The sequence below is a fragment of the Nocardioides pocheonensis genome (genome assembly GCF_003725535.1).
GTDB lineage: Bacteria > Actinomycetota > Actinomycetes > Propionibacteriales > Nocardioidaceae > Marmoricola > Marmoricola pocheonensis.
This window is the reverse complement of record NZ_RJSF01000040.1, coordinates 42,945-65,509: the sequence shown is the minus strand read 5'-3', so window position 1 is coordinate 65,509 and position 22,565 is coordinate 42,945. Positions and strand designations below refer to the sequence as shown.

The window sequence follows — 22,565 nt, the reverse complement described above, 5'->3', positions numbered from 1 at the left end:
ACCGGCAACCCGTTCAGCACCGGCAACCCGTTCAGCCCGGCGGTTGCCTCCTACGGTGCGCCGGGCACCGGCGGGCGCCAGCCGGTCGCGTACATCGGGCCTGCTCCGCGTCGTAGCGAGACCGTGCCGGGTCGCCGTCCGGTCGTCGCCATCCTCGACAGCGGGTGCGCGTCCCATCCATGGCTCACCGAGGCGGTCGACGAGACCGTGACCCTCGACGGACACCCGATCGGCCACACGGACCCGATGACCGATGCCGAGGAGCATCCCGACCAGTCGGGCCCGCTCGACGGCGCCATCGACACGTACGCCGGACACGGCACCTTCATCGCCGGGCTCATCCACCAGGCCTGCCCGGACGCCGACATCCTGTCCTGGCGGATCACTCCTTCGGCCGGGCCCATCCTCGAGAGCGACATCATCGACGCCCTGAGCGACATCGCCGAGCTCGCCTGCCGGCACCGTGAAGGCCGCGCGGGCGGGCACCCGATCGACGTCCTCAGCCTCTCGTTCAGCTACTACCACGAGACGCCGGACGACGAGCTGTTCGACGCCCGGATCTACGAACCGCTCCGGCGGCTGGGTGAGCACGGCGTGGCGGTCATCTGCTCGGCCGGCAACGACTCCACGATGCGGCCTGCCTACCCGGCGGCGCTGGCGCCCTGGAAGAACGGCGCGGGCCGCGTCCAGGCAGAGCCCGGGGTCGTCCCGATCGTCAGCGTGGGAGCACTCAACCCGAACGGCAGCGATGCGCTGTTCAGCAATGCCGGCGAGTGGGTTCGGGCGCGGACGCCCGGCGCGGCGCTGCTCAGCACCTCGCCGCCCTTCCAGGGTGGCTACCAGCCGATGTCACAGACGGTCGTGGAGGGACGAGTTCGCCAATCGATCGATCCCGACGACTTCACCAGCGGTTTCGCGCTCTGGAGCGGCACGTCGTTCTCCGCGCCGCTCTTCGCCGGCTGGCTGGCCGCCCACCTCGACGTCATCGATCCCGACGACGACGAGTCCGCAACTGCGGTCAAGCGAATGTGGAGCTCGATCGCAGCGGGAACGGACATCGAGGCACCGCCGGGGGTCTAATGGGCGCGTGGACGATGCCTCGACGCTTCACCTGCAGGCAATTGCGGCCGCCAACGCGAACGACTATCCCCTCACGCTCGCCCTCGCCGACCGCGCCCGTCGCCTCACCTCCGACCGTGACCTCCTCGACCGGATCGACATCACGGCGTCCCGGGCCGTCGCCGAGACCCGAGGCTCCGCAGAAGCGGTCGCGATGTGTGAGCGGGTCCTTGCCCGACCCGACGCCTTGCCTGTCACCGTCGGCCTCGCCCGATCCCAGCTCGGCATGCTGCACATGCACAACGCCGACGGCTCCGCTGCCATGCACAACTTCGAGGCGGCGCTCACCACGCTCCAGGGCCATCCCTTGCACCTGGGCCGAGTCTTCGTCAATCGGGGGATGCTTCACCTGCAGCAGGGTGATCCCAATTCGGCGGCGGGGGACTTCGAGGCCGCTGTCGCCAACTTCGACCTGACTGACGACTTGGAGGTCCGCGCCAAGGCCGTCTTCAACCTGGGGTACAGCCACCTTCTCCGAAATGACCTGGTCGCAGCGATCCAGAACATGGACGCAGCCAGCGAGGTGCTTGCCCGTCTCTCGCCGGTGAGCCGGGCCATCGTCCAGCAGGACCGCGCAGAGGTTCTCGTCGCGTCCGGCCGGACTCGCGAGGCGATCGATGCCCTCGAGGATGCGGCTGCGGCCTATGGAAGCGAGAGAGTGCGCCGCTACCAAGCAGAGTGCGAGTTCGTGCTCGCCCGCACGCTGCTCGCAGAGGACCCGCGCCGTGCACGGACGGTGGCGCGGAGCGCGGCTCGCCGGTTCCGCAAGCACGGCAGTGAGCCCTGGGCGCTTCGCGCTGACGCGATCGCCCTGATCGCCACGATCGAAGGGGGCTCGCGATCCGCGGCGCTTCTGGCAACCGCAGACGAGCTCGTCAGTGCGTTGCGCCAGGGCGGGCACCGACTCGAGGCCGAGCGACTCGCGCTCCACGCCGCTCGCGTGCTGGTCCGTCGTGGGCAGCTGCAGGACGCGACCGAGCGGCTGGCTCGCATCCGGGTCACCGCTGACTCACCGATCACCACCCAGCTCCTCGCGCGCGAGATCCAGGCCGAGCTCGCAGCCGCCCGTGGAGACAACCAGGAGACGCGAGACGAAGCCCGACAGGGGCTTCAGGAACTGCACTCCTGGCAAGCCACCTTCGGGTCGCTGGACCTGCAGTCCTCCAGCGTCGGGCACGGCCAGCACCTGGCCCGGCTGGGGCTCCGGGCGGCCCTGGAGGACGGCCGGCCCGAGGTGGTCTTCGAGTGGTCCGAGCGCGCGCGTGCGCTGGCGTCCAAGGTGACGACCCTGCGACCCCCGCCGGACCCGCAGCTCGCCTCCGACCTCACCGCGCTGCGGCTGCTCGACCCCGGCGAGACGGCGAAGGCACGCGCGCTGCGGGAACGGATCCGCTCGAAGAGCTGGTACGCCGCGCAGGGCTCGGTCGGTGAGCCGGCCACCCTGGACGTCCTGCAGGTCCGGCTGGAGAAGGACCACGCAGCGCTGGTCGCCCACGTCGTGGTCGGCGATGCCGTGACGGCTCTCGTGGTGACCGGCGACCAGGCGCACGTCGTGCCGCTCGACGGCGCCACTCTCGTGCGCGACCAGCTCGACCGGATCGCCGCCGACCTGGACTTCGCGGCGCACAACCCAGGTGGGTCGTTCGGCGAGACCGTGCGCGCGTCACTCGACGAGGACCTGGCCGCCGTGGCGGACGAGCTGGTCACTCCCCTGCTCGACCTCGTCGGCGACCGACGGCTCGTGCTCACCCCCTCTGCCCTGCTCGCCGGCACGCCCTGGACGCTGCTGCCGGGCCTGAAGGGGCGCCCGCTCACGGTCCCGACGTCGGCCACCCGCTGGCTCGAGCTGCGCGAGAGGGGGGAGCCGACCCTCGAGCGGATCGGGCTCGTCGCCGGCCCGCGGGTCGAGCGGGCCTGCGAGGAGGTCGATCGGGCCGCAGCCGAGTGGCCCTCGACCGACGTGCTCAACGGCGACGACGCGAACTCCGCGAAGGTCGCCGAGGTCGCTGCCCGCGTCGACGTCCTCCACCTCGCCGGGCACGGCGTGCACGCCGGTGACCACCCCCTGTTCTCCGCGGTCGAGCTGGCCGACGGCCCGTGGTTCGGCCACGACATCGACCTGCTGTCGCAGACGCCGTCGGTCGTGGTGCTGTCGGCGTGCGAGCTCGGCCAGGTCTCCGTGCTCCGCGGTGAGGAGTCGGTCGGCATGACCGCGGCGTGGCTGCACGCAGGCGCCCGCACGGTGCTGTCCTCCCCCGCGCTCGTCGCCGACGACGTGGCCTGCGAGGCGCTCGCGCACTGGCATCGCCTCGTGGCTGCCGGCTCGGCGCCGGCCGACGCGCTGGCCGAGGTCGTCGCGGAGTCCGACGGCGTCGTACCGTTCCTCTGCTTCGGCGCGGGTTGGTGACCAGCGCGTCCACCACTGAAGAAAAGTCCCGCCGAGACGCAACCGGACGCCGCCCGTCTGCGTCTGAAGAAATGTCGCCCGCGACGTATCAGGCGCGAGCATCTCGGCTCTTGGCACTCGGAACTGCAGTTCTGGGGGACCAAGAGCTGGTTGGCCCGTCTCGGGGGGCGGGCCAACCTGCTCGCTCTCGCGGGCCCTCTTTGGGGACCAACGGCCCTGTCCCGCAGGACGCCGGTCGTCGATTCTGGGCGCATCCTGACGGGAGGGATGCGACATGAACAGCGACATCGACCGGACGACCGAGGGCGCGATCGGGGACACGATCGCCGACGGCCAGGCGGCCGCGACCGGCCTGCGACCCGCACGCGAGCTCGGACCCGCGCAGTTCCGGCGGATCGTCGAGCTCGCCCGGCTCGCGCCGAGCGTGCACAACACCCAGCCGTGGTGGTGGCAGGTGAGCGGTACGTCGCTCGAGCTGTGGGCCGACCGCGAGCGCGGCCTCCCGGTCTCCGACCCGCTCGGCCGCAACCTCGTGATCAGCTGCGGCGCCGCCCTGCACCACACCGCGGTCGCGGCCGAGGCGGTCGGGGCGCGCGCCCAGATCGAGTACCTGCCGAAGGGCGCCGACTCCGACCTGATGGCCCGCATCGACCTGGTGCCCCACCACCCGAGCGTCGAGGCCCTGGCGCGGCTCACCATGCTCGGTCAGCGGCACACCGATCGCCGCCGGTTCACGTCCTGGCCCGTCCCCGACGAGAGCGTCGCCCACCTGGCCGAGGAGGGGCGGAGGTGGGGCGCGTCCGTCCTGGCCGTCACCGACCGCGCACTGCGGGTGGAGATCGAGGACCTGCTCGAGGAGGCCCGGCGACGCCAGCAGGGCGACCCGCGGATCTCGGACGAGACCGAGGCCTGGATCGACCACGACGTCGCCGACGGCGTACCGTCCGCCACCGTGCCACGGTTCGACGGGGCCCGCGGAGAGCGCCCGACCCGCTTCGACTCCAGCCTGATCGCCGACACCACCGAGAGCGTGGTGCGCGGGACGGACGGTCTGCTCGTCGTGAGCACCCCGGACGACGGCCCGCTCTCCTGGCTCCACGCGGGGGCGTCGCTGAGCGCACTCTGGCTGCTGGCGACCGGCCACGGCCTGTCGGTCGTGCCGCTGAGCCAGGCCGTCGAGGTCGAACGCACCCGCCTCGCCCTCGAGCGCCTGCTCCCGGCGCCGTCGCGCGTGCCGCAGATCCTGGCCCGGGTCGGCTGGCAGGAGATCGGCCGCGGTGACCTGCCGCGCTCGCCTCGCCGCCCCGTCGACGAGCTGCTTCGTGGGTTGTCCAGACCAGCGTGACCGGATGCCTTCCGTTTGCGACCATGGAGGCGTGGAGGAGAACCCCGTCCCCCCGCGGATCCTCGAGGCACTGGAGCAGGCCGACGACCTGAGCGAGGTCGGCCGCATCGTCCGCACGGCCGCGCGCGGGCTCACCGGCGCGATGGGCGCCACGTTCGTGCTGCGCGACGTCGACCAGTGCTTCTACGCCGACGAGGACGCGATCGCGCCGCTGTGGAAGGGCCAGCGGTTCCCGATGACCTCGTGCATCAGCGGCTGGGCGATGCTCCACGGCACCACGGCCGTGGTGCCGGAGATCGAGGACGACTCGCGCATCCCGCTCGAGGCATACCGCCCGACGTTCGTGCGCAGCCTGGCGATGGCCCCGGCCGGCACGCCGGAGCCCGTGGCTGCGATCGGCGCCTACTGGACGACGCCGCGCACGCCGACGGCCGACGAGGTCGCTGCCCTGGAGGCGCTGGCAGCGGCGACCGGCCGGGCGATCAACCGGATCGGCCTCGACGACGCACCCTGGGCTCCGCGGTTCGGGCACGCCGAGGCCGCCACCAGCAGCGCCGCGCCCGCCTGACCGCTCAGCGGTCGACTCAGAGCTCGGACTGGATCCCGGCGAGCAGCTGGCGCGCCATCACGATCCGCTGCACCTGGTTGGTGCCCTCGTAGATCTGGGTGATCTTGGCGTCGCGCATCATCCGCTCGACCGGGTAGTCACGGGTGTAGCCGTAGCCACCGAGCACCTGCACCGCGTTCGTGGTGACCTCCATCGCCACGTCGGAGGCGAAGCACTTCGCCGCCGCGCCGAAGAAGGTCAGGTCGGAGTCGCCGCGCTCGGAGCGGCCGGCGGCGGCGTACGTCATCTGCCGGGCCGCCTCGACCTTCATGCCCATGTCGGCGAGCATGAACTGCAGGCCCTGGAAGTCCGCGATCGGCTTGCCGAACTGCTTGCGCTCCAGGGCGTAGGACAGCGCGTAGTCCAGGGCACCCTGGGCGACGCCCACGGCCTGGGCGGCGATCGTCACGCGAGTGTGGTCCAGCGTGCGCATCGCCGTCTCGAAGCCGGTGCCCTCCGCGCCGATCATCCGGTCGGCGGGGATCCGCACGTTGTCGAAGTACACCTCGCGCGTCGGACTGCCCTTGATGCCGAGCTTCTTCTCCTTCGCACCGAAGGAGACGCCCGCGTCGGACTTCTCCACCACGAACGCCGACATCCCGCGGGTGCGCAGCTCGGGGTCGCTCACCGCGATCACGGTGTAGTACTCCGACTCGCCCGCGTTGGTGATCCAGCGCTTCACGCCGTTGAGGACCCAGTGGTCACCGTCGCGGACCGCGCGGGTGGACATGCCGCCCGCGTCGGAGCCCGCCTCGGGCTCGGAGAGGCAGTAGGAGAAGCCGCCCTCGCCCTTCGCGAGCTTGGTCAGGTACGTCGCCTTGAGCTCTTCCGACCCGGCGATCTGCACGGGCAGCGAGCCGAGCTTGTTCACCGCGGGGATCAGGCTGGACGACACGCACACACGCGCGATCTCCTCGATCACGATCACGGTGGCGAGCGCGTCGGCACCGGCGCCGCCGTACTGCTCAGGCACGTGCGGGGCGTGGAAGTCGGCCGCCAGCAGGGCGTCCGCTGCCTCCTGCGGGTAGCGAGCCTCCTCGTCGACCTCGGTCGCGAACGGGGCGATCTTCTCCTCGGCCAGCTCGCGCACGACCTTGCGGATCTCGCGGTGCTCCTCGGACAGGGCGTACAGCGGGTACTCGTCGGCCATGCCGGTGATCCTACGATCGAGTGAACGCCCCCTAACCGGCTTCGGGCCGTGAGATACGTCTCCCGGGAATGGCTCCTGCGCGGTGTCCGTTGACCCGTCATGGGTACGGGCAAGGACATGGACATCTCGAGAAGCTGGCAGGACCGCGCGGTCGTGGACACGATGCTCGACGACCTCCAGACGTGGGCGATCGTGGGGCTGTCCGGAGACCCGAGCCGTACGGCGTACCAGATCGCGGCGGCGCTGCAGCGGGCCGGCAAGCGGATCGTGCCGATCCACCCGGTCTTCGACGAGCCCGGCGCTCCGACCGTGCTCGGCCAGCAGGGCTACCGGAGCCTCTCCGAGGTGCCGTTCCCGGTCGATGTGGTCGACGTGTTCCGCCGCTCCGAGGCGGCCGGCCCGTTCGCGGACGAGGCGGTGGCGATCGGCGCGAAGGGCGTGTGGTTCCAGCTCGGTGTCGTCGACGAGGACGCCTTTGCCCGCACCTGGGAGGCCGGCGTCCCGATGGTGATGGACACCTGTCCCCTCATCGAGTGGCGCAAGCGCGCCGCATGAGTCGACCCGTCGAGCGGACCGCACGGCACGGTGAGCCCGGCGGCGACCTGCACGTCACCTCCGGTCCGGGCCTGCCGCGAGGACTCGTGATCCCCGCCCACGAGCTGGTCGAGCAGTTCTCCCGGTCCTCCGGACCGGGCGGCCAGTCGGTCAACACCACCGACAGCAAGGTGGAGCTCCGCTTCGACGTCGCGTCGTCGGTGGCGTTCAGCGACCAGCAGCGCAGCCGCGCCCTCGACCGGTTGGGACCGCTCGTGGTGGTCACGGCGTCCGAGCACCGATCCCAGCACCGCAACCGGGTCGCGGCACGGACGCGGCTCGCCGACCGCGTGCGCGAGGCCCTGGCCCCGCCGCCCGCCACCCGGGTGCCCACCAAGCCGAGCCGCGGCGCGAAGCGGCGCCGGGTCGACAGCAAGGTGCGCCGCGGTCAGCTCAAGGCGCTGCGGGGCCGGGTGCGCGACAGCTAGCTCGGCGACGTGCCGACGTGGATGTCCATCACGTCGTGGAGCAGCTGCACGGCCTCGTCGTGCGGGCGCTGGAACGAGTTGCGGCCCATGATCGTGCCGAAGCCGCCGCCGAGCGCGGTCTGCCGGTTCTCCTCCAGCACTGCGGCGGTCTCCTTCGCCGCACCACCGGAGAAGATCACGACCCGGTGCCCGTCGAACGCGGACTGCACGACGTGACGCACCCGGTCAGCGAGCGTGCCGAGGGGTACGCCGGCCTTGTCGAGCGCCGCCCGGGCCTGGTCGCTCTCGATGTGCTCGGTCGGCGGCTTCACCTTGATCACGTGCGCTCCGAGCTGGGCGGCCAGGTGGGCGGCGTACGCCACCACGTCCACGGCGGTCTGGCCGTCCTTGGAGATGCCGCTCCCGCGCGGGTAGGACCACACCACGAGCACCAGCCCGGCGGCGTCCGCGTCCCGGGCGAGCGAGCGGAGCTGCTCGTACATCCGGTTCCGTCCTGACGAGCCCGGGTAGATCGTGAAGCCCACCGCGACACAGCCGAGCCGGACGGCGTCCTCGACGCTCGCGGTCACCGCCGGCTCCGGATCCGTGCCGACGTACAGCGAGTCGGAGCTGTTGCACTTGAGGATCAGGGGCAGCTCGGCGGCGTACCGGGGCGCGACCAGCTCGCACGCGCCCAGGGGCAGCGCGTGCGCACTGCACCCGGCGTCGACCGCGAGCTGAGCGTGGTACCGCGGGTCGTAGCCGGCCGGGTTGGCCGCGAAGCTGCGCCCGGGTCCGTGCTCGAAGCCCTGGTCCACGGGCAGCACCACGAGCTTCCCGGTGCCGCCGGTGCGCCCGTGCACCAGCATGCGGCGCAGGTTGCCGATCGTGCGTGGGTCCGCCGTCGGGTACCACGACAGGATCTCGTCGACGCGGGTGCTCATGATGACCTCCCTGGTATCGCTCCACCACCTCAACACTCCGTCCATCGGTCCCACGCTCGTAGTCCCATAGGTCCTCCGGATCGCTGCCGTTCGGCTCTGCAGACCGCCGTGCCGGCACGGTTTCCTTGGATGGGTTGCACGACTGACGTCTCGAGGGGGACACACTGATGAACACCCAGACCTGGCACGTGTCGATCACGCTGGCCGACGACGGCTCCGACGTGACCGCGCGGGCGGAGCTCGCCGACGGGACGCACGACGTCTCCGGTCTCGGCGTGGTGCCCGCCTCGCTGCACGACACGACCGGGGAGTCGCCGTTCGCACTGGCCGCCATGCGCTCGCTGCAGAGCCTCACCGACGCGCTGAGCTACATGGCGGACACGGACCGCCTCGCCGCCACCGACCAGGTCTGAGCCCTCAGAACCCGAGCTTCCGGGGTCCGGCGGCCTGCTCGCGGACGGCCTTGCCCTTCTCGTGGGCGGTGTCGCGCAAGGCCGCCTGGAAGGCCGTCATCCTGTCCTGCAGCCCGGGGTCGGTCGCGGCGAGGATGCGGACCGCGAGCAGGCCGGCGTTGCGGGCGTTGCCGACGGCGACGGCCGCCACCGGCACGCCGGCCGGCATCTGCACGATCGAGAGCAGGGAGTCCATCCCGTCGAGGTACTTCAGCGGCACCGGTACGCCGATCACCGGCAGCGGCGTCACCGAGGCCAGCATGCCCGGCAGGTGCGCCGCTCCCCCGGCTCCGGCGATGATCACCTGAAGACCGCGGCCGGCGGCCTCCTTGCCGTAGCCGATCATCTCCTCGGGCATCCGGTGCGCCGAGACGACGTCGGCCTCGAAGGCGATGTCGAACTCCTCGAGTGCCTCCGCGGCGGCCTTCATCACCGGCCAGTCGGAGTCAGAGCCCATCACGATGCCGACACGCGGCCGGGTGTCGGCAGGGGTTTCGGCAGGCTCGACCATCGGGTCCGTCATTCGCTCTCATCTCCCAGTTCGCCCGCGAACCATGCTGCCGCATGACGGGCCCGCTCGAGGCAGTCGTCGAGGTCGTCGCCGTACGCGTTGACGTGCCCCACCTTGCGGCCCGGACGCAGGCCCTTGCCGTAGAGGTGCACCCGGATCCGCGGGTCACGGGCGAGCGCGTGCGGGTAGCCGTCGTACAGGCGCCCGGCGCCCTCCCCCGCCAGGATGTTCACCATCACCGTCCACGGCGCGCGGGCGTCCGGCGCACCGAGCGGCAGGTCGAGCACGGCACGCAGGTGGTTCTCGAACTGGGAGGTGACCGACCCGTCCTGCGTCCAGTGCCCGGTGTTGTGCGGGCGCATCGCGAGCTCGTTGACCAGCACGCGGCCGTCGGTGGTCTCGAAGAGCTCGACGGCGAGCACGCCGACCACGCCGAGCTCGCCCGCGACGGTCATCGCGATCTGCTGCGCCTGGACGGCGAGGTCGGGGTCGAGGTCCGGAGCGGGGGCGATCACCTCGCGGCAGATGCCGTCGCGCTGCTCGGAGGCCACCACCGGCCAAGCCGCGACCTGCCCGGAGGGCGAGCGCGCCACCAGTGCGGACAGCTCGCGACGGAAGTCCACGAGCTCCTCGGCCAGGATGCGCACGCCGGTGTCGGCGGTCTGCGCGAAGACGTCGACCGCGTCCTCCTCGGAGGTCACGAACCAGACGCCCTTGCCGTCGTACCCGCCGCGCGTGGTCTTGAGCACGCACGGGTAGCCGAAGTCGTCGACCTCGGCCGGGGTCTCGACGATGGCGTTGCGCGGGCACGGAATGCCGAGGTCGGCGAGGGCCGCACGCATCACGCCCTTGTCCTGGGCGTGTACCAGCGCCTCGGGCCCGGGGCGCACGGCGATGCCGTCGGCCTCGAGGGCGTGCAGGTGCTCGGTCGGCACGTGCTCATGGTCGAACGTCACCGCGGCGCAGCCGTCGGTCACCAGCCGCAGCGTGGTGAGGTCGGTGTAGTCGCCGACCTCGTGGTCGGCGATGACCTGCGCGGCCGAGACACCGGGAGCCTCGGCGAGGAGCCGCAGCGGGATGCCCAGGGCGGCAGCGGGCTCGGCCATCATCCGGGCGAGCTGGCCGCCCCCGATCACGGCGACGGTGGGCGCGAGTGGCACGGGTGGACCCTATCCGGCGATCCCTACGCTGTCCTCCGTGCCCCGCTTCACCCGTGCCGAGCTCGACGCCTTCCGTGGCGCGGTCGTGCCCGACCTCGTCGGCGACGGTGTGCGGCTGCTCTTCGTCGGCATCAACCCCGGTCTCTGGACCGCCGCGGTGCAGACCCACTTCGCGCACCCGGCGAACCGGTTCTACCCCGCCCTGCTCGCCGCCGGGATCATCGAGCGGCCGATCGACCCGGCCGCCGGCATGACCGACGCGGACCGCGCGTACTTCGTGGGGCGGGGGCTGGGGATCACGAACCTGGTCGCGCGGGCCAGCGCGCGTGCGGACGAGCTGTCGACCGCCGAGCTGCGCGACGGTGGCGCGCGGCTGGTCGAGCGCGTCGAGGCGTGGCGTCCCGCCGTGGTCGCTGTTGCCGGGATCACGGCGTACCGGGCGGCGTTCGGTGCACGGAAGGCCACGGTCGGCCGGCAGCCGGACCCGCTCGGGCACTCCGAGCTCTGGGTGGTGCCGAACCCGTCCGGTCTCAACGCCCACGACACCGTGGCGACGCTCGCGACGGCGTACCGGGCGGCGGCGGAGGCGGCCGGAGTGGTCTAGCCGGTGGTTGAGCCTGCCGAAACCTCAGTGACGAGGGCGCGTGCGGCGGACCGTGACCGGCTCCACGTCGCCGAAGCCGCGCAGGGGGCGGGCCGGCAGCTTGCGGGTCTCGAAGTCGACCACCGGGAGCAGCTCGGCCGTGCGCTCGTCGATGATCACCCGGTTGCGGCGGGCGACCGCGGTGAAGCGCGCCGCCAGGTTGACCGGGGGTCCGTACACGTCGCCCATGCGCAGCACCACCGGGCCCGTCGCCAGCCCGAGGCGTACGTCGGGCAGCCGCTCGTCGCGCCCGACGACCGCGATGATGTCGAGCGCGATGTCGATCGCCTGGACGGGGTCCAGCTCGAGGAACAGCACCGAGTCGCCGAGCGTCTTGATCACGCGACCGTTGTGGTCGGCGATCACGTCGGAGCACCGGGTCTCGAAGATCTCCACCAGGTCGCCGAGCTCGTCCTCGCCGAGCTCGTTGCTCAGCGCCGTGAACGCGACCAGGTCGGCGAACCCGACGGTCGCCTCCGTGACCGTCTCGTCGTCGGTCGCCGCGAACGCCTCGATCCGGCCGATCGCCGCCGCGAGGTGCCGGCGCCAGGAGTACACCAGCAGCCGGTCGAAGCGGGCGCTCAGCTCCTCGACCAGGCGCACGGTCGCCTTCATCATGTCCGCGGAGGCGCCGTCGCGGGCGGCGAACTCGTCGACGGCCGACGAGATCGTGGCGACCTCCCAGTCGGCGAGCCTCGCGACGGTCTGCCCGACCGCGCGGGTCAGGCGGAGCATGGTCTCGAAGTCGATGCCGGTCTCCGCGACCGCCTCGGCGACCAGGATGAGGGCGTCGCGGTCGGCGGTGGTGAACGCGTTCTGGTTCGCCGCGTCGGGGAACCCGAGGGCCCGCCACAGCCGGCGGGCGTCCGCCAGGGACACGCCGGCCGCCGCGGCGATGTCGCTGCCGCTCAGCGTCGGCGTCTCCCCGAGGATGGCGCGCTCGAGGTCGGCTCCGGTCGGGCCACCCGGCTCGGGAACCTCGGTCGGGTCAGGTCCCGTCATCGGTGGCCGAGCTCGTGGGCTGGCTGCCGTGGAAGAGCAGGTCGGAGAGCTTCAGCTGGAGCTGCTCCACGCGCGGGATGTCCTGGAGCGCGACCCGGCCCTGCTCGCTGGCGTCGGAGATCACCAGCGTGCCGCAGCCGAAGACCCGGTCGAGGAGGTCCTTCTCGTAGGAGACGTCGCTGATCCGGGCGAGCGGGATGTCGTGACCGGTGCGGTTGAGCACGCCGCTGTGGGTCGTCAGCCGGCGGTTGGTGACGGTGTAGGTCGTGGTCCACCACTTCAGGAACGGCCACACGGCGTAGACGAGGACCACCAGCCCGGCGATCACCCAGATGATGGTCAGCCAGACGTTCTGGTGGCTCTCGGGGAGGCTGGAGAGGTAGCCGCCGATGCCGGCGGCGAGGATCAGCACGAGAGCAGGGACGAAGAGCGCCTTCACGTGCGTCCGGGTCGACCAGACGACGCTCTCGCCCTCGTTCAGCAGCTTGGGATTGATCGCCACGTGTGGATCATGTCACGTCGGACGCACGTGGACGACGTCTCCGGCGCCGACCGGCTTGCCGTCGACGACGAGTCGGCCGTGCCGGTCGACGTCCTCGGCCAGACCGGTGAGGACGGTGCCGTCCGGGAGGTGCACCTCGACGTGCCGACCGAGCGTGGTGCAGGCGCCGCGGTACTGCTCGAGCACCGAGGCCGGGTCGTCGGAGAGCCGGTCCAGCACGCGCGTGAGGGCGGCGACCACCTCGTGGAAGACCTGGGTGCGGTCCACGTGCGCGCCCGCGATGGCCAGCGACGTCGCGGTCGGCACGGGCAGCTGCTCACGGGTCATGCCGACGTTGATCCCGATCCCGATCACGGCGAGCGGACGGTCGGAGTCCTCGGGGTTGGCGACCCGCTCCAGCAGGATGCCGGCCAGCTTGCCGTCGTCGGGATCACCGGGGAGGAGCAGGTCGTTGGGCCACTTCAGCCGCGGGTCGACGTCGGCGGCCCGGCGTACGCCTTCGGCGACGGCGAGGGCCGTGGCCAGCGGCAGCAGCGGCCAGTCCTGGTCGGCCAGCTCCGGGTCGACCACCGCCGAGAAGGTCAGCGCCGTGCCCGGGGGCGTCTCCCAGCGCCGGTCGAGCCGGCCCCGGCCGGCGGTCTGGTGGTCGGCGACCAGGATCGACCCGGCGACGGGCGGGGCCGCGGCGTTGGTCGACTCGGCCGTGGGCAGCAGGGTCACGGTCCAGGCGGGCCCGGCTGCTGCGGACAGCTGATCGGGTTCGAGAGGTGACCACGAGGATTCGGTGTCCGGCACAGGCACTAGATTGACGCAGGAACAACGCAGGAGCCAGTCCCCGGACCCAGCACCGAGCAGGAGTCGACAGCGTGAGCGCACAACCCGGCGAGGGCACAGACGTCCCGACCGACATCGACATCCACACGACCGCCGGCAAGCTCGAGGACCTCGAGCGTCGCGTCGACGAGGCGGTGCACGCCGCTTCGGACAAGGCGGTCGAGAAGCAGCACGCCAAGGGCAAGATGACGGCGCGCGAGCGCATCGAGAAGCTGTTCGACGAGGGCTCGTTCGTCGAGCTGGACGAGCTGGCCCGGCACCGGTCGACGGCGTTCGGCCTGCAGAAGAACCGTCCGTACGGCGACGGCGTGATCACCGGCTACGGCACCATCGAGGGCCGCCAGGCGTGCGTGTTCTCGCAGGACTTCACGATCTTCGGCGGCTCCCTCGGTGAGGTCTACGGCGAGAAGATCACCAAGGTGATGGACCTCGCGATGAAGACCGGGTGCCCGATCATCGGCATCAACGAGGGTGCCGGCGCTCGCATCCAGGAGGGCGTGGTCAGCCTCGGCCTGTACGGCGAGATCTTCCGCCGCAACGTGCACGCCTCGGGCGTGATCCCGCAGATCAGCCTGATCATGGGCTCCTGCGCCGGCGGCCACGTCTACTCCCCCGCGGTCACCGACTTCACGATCATGGTCGACGGCACCTCCAACATGTTCATCACCGGTCCCGACGTGATCAAGACGGTCACCGGCGAGGACGTCAGCATGGAGGAGCTCGGCGGCGCGCGCACGCACAACACCAAGTCGGGCAACGCCCACTACATGGGCGCCGACGAGGACGACGCGCTGGACTACGTCAAGGCGCTGCTGTCCTACCTGCCGCAGAACAACCTCGACGACCCGCCGACCTTCGACGAGGTCGCCGATCTCGAGGTTGGCGACCTCGACACGGCGCTGGACACGCTGATCCCGGACTCCCCGAACCAGCCCTACGACATGCACACGGTGATCGAGGCGGTCCTGGACGACCAGGAGTTCCTCGAGGTGATGCCGCTGTTCGCGCCGAACATCATCATCGGCTTCGGCCGCGTGGAGGGTAGGTCCGTCGGCGTCGTGGCCAACCAGCCGATGCAGTTCGCCGGCACGCTGGACATCGACGCCTCGGAGAAGGCCGCCCGCTTCGTGCGCACCTGCGACTCGTTCAACATCCCGGTGCTCACCTTCGTCGACGTCCCCGGCTTCCTGCCCGGCACCGACCAGGAGTGGAACGGCATCATCCGGCGCGGCGCGAAGCTGATCTACGCCTACGCCGAGGCGACCGTCCCGCTGGTCACGGTGATCACCCGCAAGGCGTACGGCGGCGCCTACGACGTCATGGGGTCCAAGCACCTCGGGGCCGACATCAACCTGGCCTGGCCGACCGCGCAGATCGCCGTGATGGGAGCCCAGGGCGCGGCCAACATCGTGCACCGCAAGACGCTCAAGGCGGTGGAGAAGGAGGGCGGCGACGTCGAGGCCCGCCGTGCCGAGCTGATCCAGGAGTACGAGGACACCCTCGCCAACCCGTACGTCGCCGCGGAGCGCGGCTACATCGACGCGGTGATCCCTCCGCGCGAGACGCGGGTGGAGGTCGTCCGGGCGCTGCGGCTGCTGGCCACCAAGCGCGAGACGCTGCCGCCCAAGAAGCACGGGAACATCCCCCTGTGACGGGGGCCGGAGCCCCCCCGAGCAGGGGGATGGAGCCGAGCGGTCCGCCATGCGCGGAGGAGCGAAGCGGAGGAGCGCATGACTGACCGGTCGGCGATCCCGGCACCCAAGCTGGAGATCATCAACCCAGACGCCACCCCCGAGGAGATCGCCGCGATCGTCGCAGTGCTGTCCTCTCTCCAGACGACCCCGCCCCCGCCCAAGCCCCGCTCCCTCTGGGCGGCGCGCCAGCGCCGCACCCGCGCGGCGCTCCGACCCGGTCCGGGCGCCTGGCGCGCCAGCGCGCTCCCGCGCTAGGACGCCCGTGCCCCCGCCGACACGCCTCGTGCTCGCCTCCGCCTCACCGGCGAGGCTCAAGACCCTGCAGGCCGCCGGGCTGCGGCCCGAGGTGATCGTCAGCGGTGTCGACGAGGACGACGTCGAGGCCGACAACGTCGCCGAGCTCGCGCTCAAGCTCGCGCAGCTCAAGGCCGTCGCCGTCGCGGCGACCCTGCCCCGGGCGCTCGTGATCGGCTGCGACTCCGTGCTCGAGCTCGACGGTGAGATGCTCGGGAAGCCCGTCGACGAGGCCGACGCGATCGCACGCTGGCAGCGGATGCGCGGCCGGTCCGGTGTCCTGCACACCGGGCACTGCGTGATCGACACGCACCGGGAGGTCTGGCTGGGCCGCAGCGCCGCCACCCAGGTCCGGTTCGCCATGCTCAGCGACGAGGAGATCGAGGCCTACGTCGCCTCCGGCGAGCCGCTCCAGGTCGCCGGGGCGTTCACCATCGACGGGCTCGGGTCGGCGTACGTCTCGGGCGTCAGCGGCGACCCCCACAACGTCGTCGGGATCAGCGTGCCGCTGCTGCGGCTGATGTTCGACGAGCTGGGCTTCGTCTGGCACGAGTTCTGGGCCACCGCGCCGGCTGCGGCAGACTGACGCTCATGCGAGGAATCATCCTGGCCGGAGGCACCGGCTCGCGACTGCACCCGATCACCATGGGCATCAGCAAGCAGCTGGTGCCGGTCTACGACAAGCCGATGATCTACTACCCGCTGTCGACGCTGATGCTGGCCGGCATCCGCGACGTGCTGGTGATCACGACGCCGCACGAGGCCGAGGGCTTCGAGCGGCTGCTCGGCGACGGCAGCGCGTTCGGCATCTCGATCAGCTACGCCCAGCAGCCCTCCCCCGACGGGCTCGCCCAGGCGTTCACGATCGGCGCGGACTTCATCGGCGACCAGCCGTCGGCGCTGGTCCTTGGCGACAACATCTTCTACGGCCACGGGTTCGGCCGCACCCTGGGCCGGCTCAGCGACATCGAGGGCGCCCGGGTCTTCGCCTACTGGGTCGCCGACCCGCAGGCGTACGGCGTCGTGGAGTTCGACCAGTCCGGCACCGCGATCTCGCTGGAGGAGAAGCCGGCCGACCCGCGCAGCCACTACGCCGTGCCCGGCCTGTACTTCTACGACAACGACGTGATCGAGCTGGCCCGCGAGCTCAAGCCTTCGGCGCGCGGCGAGTACGAGATCACCGACCTCAACCAGGCCTACCTCGACCAGGGCCGGCTGCGGGTCGAGGTGCTCGAGCGCGGCACCGCCTGGCTCGACACCGGCACGTTCGACTCGCTGCTCGACGCGGGCAACTTCATCCGCACCGTCGAGAAGCGCCAGGGCCTCAAGATCGGGTCGCCCGAGGAGGTCGCGTGGCGGCAGGGGTTCCTGAGCGACGACGAGCTGCGCGAACGGGCCGAGGGCCTGGTCAAGTCCGGCTACGGCACCTACCTGCTCGACCTGCTGGCCTCAGGAAAGACCGAGTACCTCTCCTGACGCCTGCGCCCAGCGCTCCTCCCAGTCCCCGATCGGGGCGATCCCGAGGGGCTCCAGCGCGTCGTGCCCGAGCACGGAGTACGCCGGACGCGGCGCGGGCCGCGTGAACGCCGCGGAGTCCGTCGGCTCGACGATCGCGGGGTCGAGCCCGGCCGCCTCGACGACGCGCTGGGCGAAGCCGAACCAGCTGGTCTCACCGCTCGAGGTGGCGTGGTAGGTGCCCGCCGGGGCGCCGGCCCCGGCCAGGCGCAGGACGAGGTCGGCGACGTCGCGGGTCCAGGTCGGCTGCCCGACCTGGTCGTCGACCACCGAGATGCTGCCGCGCTCGCCGGCCACCCGCGCGATGGTCTTCGGGAAGCACGCGCCGTGGGCCCCGTACAGCCAGGCCGTGCGGACGATCAGGTGGTCGTCGGGCAGCGCGCTGCGCACCGCGCGCTCGCCGGCCTCCTTCGTGCGCCCGTACGCCGAGCGCGGCGCCGTCGGGGCGTCCTCGGCGTACGGCGAGGTCGCGTCACCGGCGAAGACGTAGTCGGTGCTGATGTGCACGAGCCGCGTGCCGGTCGCGGCCGCGGCCTCGGCGAGCACACCGGGGATGGTGCCGTTGACCAGCAGGGCCGCCTCCTCCTGCGTCTCCGCGTCGTCGACGGCCGTCCAGGCCGCGCAGTTGAGGACCACGTCGACGTCGGCCAGCGCCGCCTTCACCGCGTCGCCGTCGGTGAGCTCGAGGTCGCCGAGGTCGACGCCGACGACGTCGTGCCCGTGGTCGGCGAACAACGCGACCGCGTCCGTGCCCAGCATGCCCTTCGCGCCCGTGACCAGCCATCGCATGCGCGCAAGGCTAGCGGTCGGGCTCCCGGTAGGGTTCCGACGTGCTGATCGAAGAGACGAAGATCCCGGGTGCGTTCTCGGTCACCCCGCAGCAGCACCGCGACGACCGCGGTGTGTTCCTCGAGTGGTTCCGCTCCGACCGCTTCGCCGAAGCCGCGGGGCACCCGTTCACGATCGCGCAGGCGAACTGCTCGGTGTCCTCGGCCGGCACGGTCCGGGGCATCCACTTCGCCCAGCTGCCGCCGAGCCAGGCCAAGTACGTCACCTGCCCGTCGGGGGCGATCCTCGACGTCGTCGTGGACATCCGGCTCGGCTCGCCGACGTACGGACAGTGGGACGCCGTGGTGCTCGATGACGTCGACCGCAAGGCACTCTACATCGGCGAGGGGCTCGGGCACGCCTTCATGGCGCTGGCCGACGACACGGTCGTGAACTACCTGTGCTCGGCGCCCTACGCGCCGGGGCGCGAGCACGGCGTGCACCCGCTCGACCCGGCCATCGCGGTCGCTTGGCCGACCGAGGGACGCGACGGCCGGCCGCTGACGCCGAGCCTCTCCCCGAAGGACGCGCAGGCCCCGACCCTGGCCGAGGTCGCCGAGAGCGGCGTGCTGCCGACGTACGACGAGGTCCAGGACTTCCTGGACTCGCTGCGCGCCGACCGCTGACGACCTACGGGTCGACCTCCGAGAGGTCCTCCTCGGGCACCAGGTGCTTGCCCTCGAGCGAGTCCCAGAACGACAGCGGCGCCACCCGCACGGTGTGGAAGACGAACCGCCGGAACGCCCAGAACCTGAAGGCGTTGCCGAGCAGCGCGCCCACGACGTTGCCGGAGACGTTGTCGGCGTAGATCGAGTCCCAGTGCAGCAGGTGGCGGGTCACCCACAGGCAGGTGACCGGGATGACGAACGACGCGAGGTTGATCGCCACGTACCGGGGCAGGCCGCCGCCGGGCCCGGCGGCGTGCCGGTGCCGGAAGGCGTAGTGGCGGCTGCCGAAGTAGCTGACGAACATGCCGACGCTGTTGGCCAGCAGGTACGCCGTGATCGCGTGGTCGTTCAGCGGGCCGTCGAACCAGCCGGTCAGCCCGTGCACGAGGGCGTTGAACAGGAAGACGGCCACGACGGTCGCGCCGACGTTCACGGCGGAGAAGCGCGCGACCTCACCCGAGAGGTGGCGAAGGCCCCGGCTCACCTCGCCGCCGACGCGAGCCCCGGCCCGTGCCCCGTCACCGCGCCACCACTTCCTGGGTGAGTGCGTACTTGGCCTCGGTGGCGTCCTTCATCGGCCGCCACCAGGCCTCGTTGTCGCGGTACCACGCGATCGTGGCCTCGAGGCCGTCGCGGAAGCTCTCGTAGCGCGGCGTCCACCCGAGCGTGGTGCGCAGCTTGCCCGCCTCGATCGCGTAGCGACGGTCGTGCCCCGACCGGTCGGTGACGTGGTCGTAGGCGTCGCGGTCCTGGCCCATCAGCTCGAGGATCAGGGCGATCACGTCGCGGTTGTTCATCTCGCCGTTGGCGCCGATGAGGTAGGTCTCGCCGATGCGGCCCTGGTCGATGATCGTCCACACAGCATCATTGTGGTCGTCCACGTGGATCCAGTCGCGCACATTCAGTCCGTCGCCGTACAGCTTGGGCCGGATCCCGTCGATCACGTTGGTGATCTGCCGCGGGATGAACTTCTCGACGTGCTGGCGCGGGCCGTAGTTGTTCGAGCAGTTGGAGAGCGTCGCGCGGAGCCCGAACGAGCGCACCCACGCGCGGACCAGGTGGTCGGAGCCGGCCTTGCTCGCGGAGTACGGCGAGCTCGGGGTGTACGGCGTGTCCTCGGTGAACTTCTTCGGGTCGTCGAGCTCGAGATCGCCGTACACCTCGTCGGTGGAGATGTGGTGGTAGCGCACGTCGTGGCGACGGGCCGCCTCCAGCAGCGTGAAGGTGCCGACGAGGTTGGTCCGGATGAAGGGGCTGGGGTCGGCCAGCGAGTTGTCGTTGTGCGACTCGGCCGCGAAGTGCACGACCACGTCGGACTCGGCGACCAGCGGCTCGACCACGCTCTCGTCGGCGACGTCGCCCTGGACGAACCGGATCTGGTCCTCCACGCCGGCCAGCGACGCCCGCGTGCCCGCGTAGGTGAGCGCGTCGAGGACGGTGACCTCGGCGTCGGGACGAGTCGCGAGGGTGCGGTGGACGAAGTTGCTGCCGATGAAGCCGGCACCACCGGTCACCAGGATTCTCATGCCGCACAGGTTAGCCGCCGCGGAGGGCGGCTCCGTCATTCGACCGGCAGTCCGAGCGATCGGGCGATCAGCATCCGCTGGACCTCGGACGTGCCCTCGCCGATCTCGAGCACCTTGGCGTCGCGGTAGAGGCGGGTGACCTGGTACTCCTCCATGAAGCCGTAGCCGCCGAACACCTGCGTGGCGATCCGCGTCGCGGTGACGGCGGACTCCGTGGCGTAGAGCTTGGCGACCGCAGCCGCGCGCTTGAACTCTGCGACCGGAGCGCCGGCGTCCTTCATGGCGGCCGCGCGGTAGGTCAGCAGCCGGCTGGCCGAGAGCATCACCTCGAGATCGGCGATCTGGAAGGCCACTCCCTGCTTGCGCCCGATCGGCACGCCGAACGTGGTCCGCTCCCCGGCGTACTGGACGCACTGCTCGAGGCACGCCTGGATGCAGCCGACCGCCAGCGCTGCGATCGCGACCCGGCCGTCGTCCAGCGTGGCGAGGAACTGCGCGTAGCCCCGACCTCGCTCACCGAGGAGGTTCGCCTCGGGGACCCGGGCGCCGTCGAAGGTGAGCGGGTGGGTGTCCGACGCGTGCCAGCCGAGCTTGTCGTAGGCCTTCTCCGCGGTGAACCCGGGCGTGCCGGCGGGGACGATGATCGTCGAGATCTCGGCCCTCTCCTCCCCGGTGGTCGAGCTTGCCGAGACCCCCGTCCTGGCAGTGACGGTCACGAGCGAGGTGATCTCCGATCCGGAGTTCGTGATGAACTGCTTGGCGCCGTCGATCACCCACTCGCCGTCGACCAACGTGGCGCGGGTGCGGGTCGCGCCGGCGTCGGAGCCCGCGCCCGGCTCGGTGAGGCCGAAGCCGGCGAGTCGGCGCCCGGCAACGAGGTCGGGCAGCCAGGTCTGCTTCTGCTCCTCGGTGCCGTAGGTCAGGATCGGGTTGATGCCCAGGCCGACGGCCGCCTCGAGGGTGATCCCGAGCGACTGGTCGACCCGGCCGAGCTCCTCGATCGCGAGGCAGAGGCTGGTGAAGCCGCCTTCTTCGCCGCTCAGCCCGGCGCCGCCGTACTCCTCCGGAGCGGTCAGCCCGAACAGCCCGAGCTCGCCCATCTTGTGCACGACGTCGACCGGGAAGGTGTGGTCGCGGTCCCACTGCGCCGAGTGCGGCGCGATCTCCTTCTCGGCGAAGTCGCGGACGGTGCGGCGGAACTGCTCGTGCTCGGGGGACAGCTCGAAGGTCATGCAGGCATCGTAGGCCACCGGTTAACGATTGTTAACCCGTGAGATCGTCGCTGCGCTCAGCCGCTGTACGGCACCCGCGTCCAGGTCAGCAACGAGGCGGCTCCCGGCTTGTTCACGGTCATCTTGAGCCAGTCCTTGTTGTTCGACGACCCGTCGACCGTGACCCGGGTCAGGTTGTCCGCCGCACCGTGGACGCCGTACGTCGTGAGCCAGGGCGAGCCGGACGCCAGCGGCTTGTCCGCGTTGTAGACGTGGCTGTCGCCGTCGAGGAGGTACACCGGACCGTCGAAGTGCGACGACTCGTCGATGATCGCCTGCACCCACGGCTGGAACGCCCCGATGTCGCCCCACGTCGGCACGTACGTCGGGTCGAACATGTCGGCCTGCTGCATGATCACCACGCCGCGGTCGCCGCGATCCCTCGCCTCGGCGAAGGCCCGGTGCACGAGCGCGATGTCGGCGGCGGTCCGGTCGGCGACCGCTGCGGACTGCTCGGGCGTCGGGGCGGAGTAGCCCAGGCCGGTCCACGGCTGCAGGCCGTTGTCGCTGCCCGGCACGTTCACGGCCGCGAAGGTCACCTCGGCGCGGTGGTAGACGACGTTCTCGGGGAATCCCGCCTGTGCCTCGAGCGCGAGCGGGTGCCGGCCGAGCGACCGGCCCGGCCGGTCGAAGAACACGTCGCGGACGCGGTCCAGCCGCTCGAGCGGGTTGTACGCGCCGTTGTTGGCGCGGTGGCAGTCGGTCCACTCGTTGTCGCCCGGCGTGTAGACCAGCGGGTCCTCGAAGGTGTCGAAGTCGCTGCGGATCAGGTCGAAGTAGGAGTCGCTGCAGACGCTCGACCCGTTCTTGATGTCGCCGAGGTGGACGACCGAACGGACGTCGGGATCGGCGTTGATCTGCTGGATCCAGCGCGGGAAGGCGGCGATCTGGTCGGCGCCGTACGGCACGTCCCCGATCACGCCGAACGTGTAGCGGCTGCGGCCGTCCGGCTCGGCGGACGCGGCACCGGCGTGCACGGCAGCTCCGAGGAGGGCGGTGCCGAGCACGGCAGCGGGGACGAGGGCACGGGACAGGCGCATGACGACTCCAGGGTGACGAGGGCGTGGTCCGAGGCTGGTGGGTCGCGGTGAA

25 protein-coding genes are annotated in these 22,565 nt (G+C 71.4%); 13 read left to right on the top strand and 12 right to left on the bottom strand.

The genetic code is table 11. The features are described from left to right. The 4 genes from EFL26_RS11175 to EFL26_RS11160 all read left to right on the top strand — a co-directional run. A partial coding sequence (locus EFL26_RS11175; protein WP_123222973.1) for a S8 family peptidase occupies positions 1-1,080 on the top strand: 1,080 nt, incomplete at its 5' end. A gap of 7 nt (positions 1,081-1,087) precedes the next feature. Next, entirely contained in the window at positions 1,088-3,526 is a 2,439-nt protein-coding gene (locus EFL26_RS11170) for a CHAT domain-containing protein (RefSeq protein WP_123222972.1), read from the top strand. 274 nt (positions 3,527-3,800) lie between these two features. Next, on the top strand, positions 3,801-4,871 hold the full coding sequence (locus tag EFL26_RS11165; protein WP_123222971.1) for an Acg family FMN-binding oxidoreductase: 1,071 nt from the start codon (positions 3,801-3,803) through the stop codon (positions 4,869-4,871). A gap of 31 nt (positions 4,872-4,902) precedes the next feature. Continuing rightward, entirely contained in the window at positions 4,903-5,439 is a 537-nt protein-coding gene (locus EFL26_RS11160; protein WP_123222970.1) for a GAF domain-containing protein, read from the top strand. A 16-nt stretch (positions 5,440-5,455) separates the two neighbouring features. On the opposite strand, the gene EFL26_RS11155 is transcribed toward EFL26_RS11160, so the two are convergent. Then, complete coding sequence (locus EFL26_RS11155; RefSeq protein ID WP_183408147.1) at positions 5,456-6,628, bottom strand: acyl-CoA dehydrogenase family protein; 1,173 nt, start codon at positions 6,626-6,628, stop codon at positions 5,456-5,458. 117 nt (positions 6,629-6,745) lie between these two features. Between EFL26_RS11155 and EFL26_RS11150 the strand changes: the two genes are divergently transcribed. Together EFL26_RS11150 and arfB are read left to right on the top strand one after the other, a co-directional pair. Beyond that, positions 6,746-7,183, top strand: a complete 438-nt coding sequence (locus EFL26_RS11150; protein WP_221176931.1) for a CoA-binding protein — start codon at positions 6,746-6,748, stop codon at positions 7,181-7,183. Next, a complete protein-coding gene (gene arfB, locus EFL26_RS11145) occupies positions 7,180-7,650 on the top strand; it encodes an alternative ribosome rescue aminoacyl-tRNA hydrolase ArfB (protein ID WP_123222969.1) in 471 nt (156 codons plus the stop codon). The genes EFL26_RS11150 and arfB overlap by 4 nt, the downstream gene beginning before the upstream one ends. Here arfB and EFL26_RS11140 read toward each other — a convergent pair. Beyond that, a complete protein-coding gene (locus tag EFL26_RS11140; protein WP_123222968.1) occupies positions 7,647-8,573 on the bottom strand; it encodes a class I fructose-bisphosphate aldolase in 927 nt (308 codons plus the stop codon). The genes arfB and EFL26_RS11140 overlap by 4 nt on opposite strands. A gap of 167 nt (positions 8,574-8,740) precedes the next feature. On the opposite strand from EFL26_RS11140, the gene EFL26_RS11135 reads away from it, so the two are divergent. Beyond that, entirely contained in the window at positions 8,741-8,986 is a 246-nt protein-coding gene (locus tag EFL26_RS11135) for a hypothetical protein (RefSeq protein ID WP_123222967.1), read from the top strand. Positions 8,987-8,990: 4 nt separating this feature from the next. On the opposite strand, the gene purE is transcribed toward EFL26_RS11135, so the two are convergent. Continuing rightward, the gene (gene purE / locus EFL26_RS11130; protein WP_221176930.1) at positions 8,991-9,548 is read right to left on the bottom strand and encodes a 5-(carboxyamino)imidazole ribonucleotide mutase; all 558 of its coding nucleotides are present in this window, start codon (positions 9,546-9,548) and stop codon (positions 8,991-8,993) included. Then, the gene (locus EFL26_RS11125; RefSeq protein ID WP_123222966.1) at positions 9,545-10,696 is read right to left on the bottom strand and encodes a 5-(carboxyamino)imidazole ribonucleotide synthase; all 1,152 of its coding nucleotides are present in this window, start codon (positions 10,694-10,696) and stop codon (positions 9,545-9,547) included. Before EFL26_RS11125 ends, purE begins: the two co-directional genes overlap by 4 nt. A 37-nt stretch (positions 10,697-10,733) precedes the next feature. Here EFL26_RS11125 and EFL26_RS11120 point away from each other — a divergent pair, with 37 nt between their 5' ends. Continuing rightward, positions 10,734-11,300, top strand: a complete 567-nt coding sequence (locus EFL26_RS11120; RefSeq protein WP_221176929.1) for a mismatch-specific DNA-glycosylase — start codon at positions 10,734-10,736, stop codon at positions 11,298-11,300. Positions 11,301-11,324: 24 nt separating this feature from the next. Here EFL26_RS11120 and EFL26_RS11115 read toward each other — a convergent pair whose 3' ends face one another. The 3 genes from EFL26_RS11115 to EFL26_RS11105 are packed head-to-tail and all read right to left on the bottom strand — an operon-like array spanning position 11,325 to position 13,638. Further along, a complete protein-coding gene (locus EFL26_RS11115) occupies positions 11,325-12,341 on the bottom strand; it encodes an adenylate/guanylate cyclase domain-containing protein (protein WP_123222965.1) in 1,017 nt (338 codons plus the stop codon). Further along, positions 12,328-12,843 (bottom strand): PH domain-containing protein, encoded by a 516-nt coding sequence (locus EFL26_RS11110; protein WP_123222964.1) that lies wholly within the window; start codon positions 12,841-12,843, stop codon positions 12,328-12,330. The genes EFL26_RS11115 and EFL26_RS11110 overlap by 14 nt, the downstream gene beginning before the upstream one ends. Before the next feature lie 12 nt (positions 12,844-12,855). Beyond that, positions 12,856-13,638 (bottom strand): biotin--[acetyl-CoA-carboxylase] ligase, encoded by a 783-nt coding sequence (locus EFL26_RS11105; protein WP_123222963.1) that lies wholly within the window; start codon positions 13,636-13,638, stop codon positions 12,856-12,858. Positions 13,639-13,709: 71 nt separating this feature from the next. On the opposite strand from EFL26_RS11105, the gene EFL26_RS11100 reads away from it, so the two are divergent. The 4 genes from EFL26_RS11100 to rfbA all read left to right on the top strand — a co-directional run bounded on the left by EFL26_RS11100 (position 13,710) and on the right by rfbA (position 17,141). After that, positions 13,710-15,329: an acyl-CoA carboxylase subunit beta gene (locus EFL26_RS11100; protein ID WP_123222962.1), complete on the top strand. Its 1,620-nt coding sequence runs from the start codon at positions 13,710-13,712 to the stop codon at positions 15,327-15,329. Between the two features lie 78 nt (positions 15,330-15,407). Next, positions 15,408-15,626 carry an acyl-CoA carboxylase subunit epsilon gene (locus tag EFL26_RS11095; protein ID WP_123222961.1) on the top strand — a complete coding sequence of 73 codons (219 nt, stop codon included), beginning with the start codon at positions 15,408-15,410 and terminating at the stop codon, positions 15,624-15,626. 7 nt (positions 15,627-15,633) lie between these two features. Then, complete coding sequence (locus EFL26_RS11090) at positions 15,634-16,251, top strand: Maf family protein (RefSeq protein ID WP_123222960.1); 618 nt, start codon at positions 15,634-15,636, stop codon at positions 16,249-16,251. 5 nt (positions 16,252-16,256) lie between these two features. Beyond that, a complete protein-coding gene (rfbA, locus tag EFL26_RS11085; protein ID WP_123222959.1) occupies positions 16,257-17,141 on the top strand; it encodes a glucose-1-phosphate thymidylyltransferase RfbA in 885 nt (294 codons plus the stop codon). On the opposite strand, the gene rfbD is transcribed toward rfbA, so the two are convergent. Continuing rightward, positions 17,115-17,969 (bottom strand): dTDP-4-dehydrorhamnose reductase, encoded by an 855-nt coding sequence (gene rfbD, locus EFL26_RS11080; protein ID WP_123222958.1) that lies wholly within the window; start codon positions 17,967-17,969, stop codon positions 17,115-17,117. The genes rfbA and rfbD overlap by 27 nt on opposite strands. A 41-nt stretch (positions 17,970-18,010) precedes the next feature. Between rfbD and EFL26_RS11075 the strand changes: the two genes are divergently transcribed. Then, on the top strand, positions 18,011-18,634 hold the full coding sequence (locus EFL26_RS11075; RefSeq protein WP_123222957.1) for a dTDP-4-dehydrorhamnose 3,5-epimerase family protein: 624 nt from the start codon (positions 18,011-18,013) through the stop codon (positions 18,632-18,634). Between the two features lie 4 nt (positions 18,635-18,638). Here EFL26_RS11075 and EFL26_RS11070 read toward each other — a convergent pair whose 3' ends face one another. From EFL26_RS11070 to EFL26_RS11055, 4 genes are read right to left on the bottom strand one after another with little or no spacing between them, the layout of a single operon-like run. Next, positions 18,639-19,160 (bottom strand): GtrA family protein, encoded by a 522-nt coding sequence (locus tag EFL26_RS11070; RefSeq protein WP_123222956.1) that lies wholly within the window; start codon positions 19,158-19,160, stop codon positions 18,639-18,641. Between the two features lie 34 nt (positions 19,161-19,194). After that, entirely contained in the window at positions 19,195-20,202 is a 1,008-nt protein-coding gene (rfbB, locus tag EFL26_RS11065; RefSeq protein WP_123222955.1) for a dTDP-glucose 4,6-dehydratase, read from the bottom strand. Between the two features lie 35 nt (positions 20,203-20,237). Beyond that, on the bottom strand, positions 20,238-21,434 hold the full coding sequence (locus tag EFL26_RS11060) for an acyl-CoA dehydrogenase family protein (RefSeq protein WP_123223753.1): 1,197 nt from the start codon (positions 21,432-21,434) through the stop codon (positions 20,238-20,240). Positions 21,435-21,490: 56 nt separating this feature from the next. Next, the gene (locus EFL26_RS11055; RefSeq protein WP_123222954.1) at positions 21,491-22,513 is read right to left on the bottom strand and encodes a metallophosphoesterase family protein; all 1,023 of its coding nucleotides are present in this window, start codon (positions 22,511-22,513) and stop codon (positions 21,491-21,493) included. Positions 22,514-22,565 lie beyond the last annotated feature (52 nt).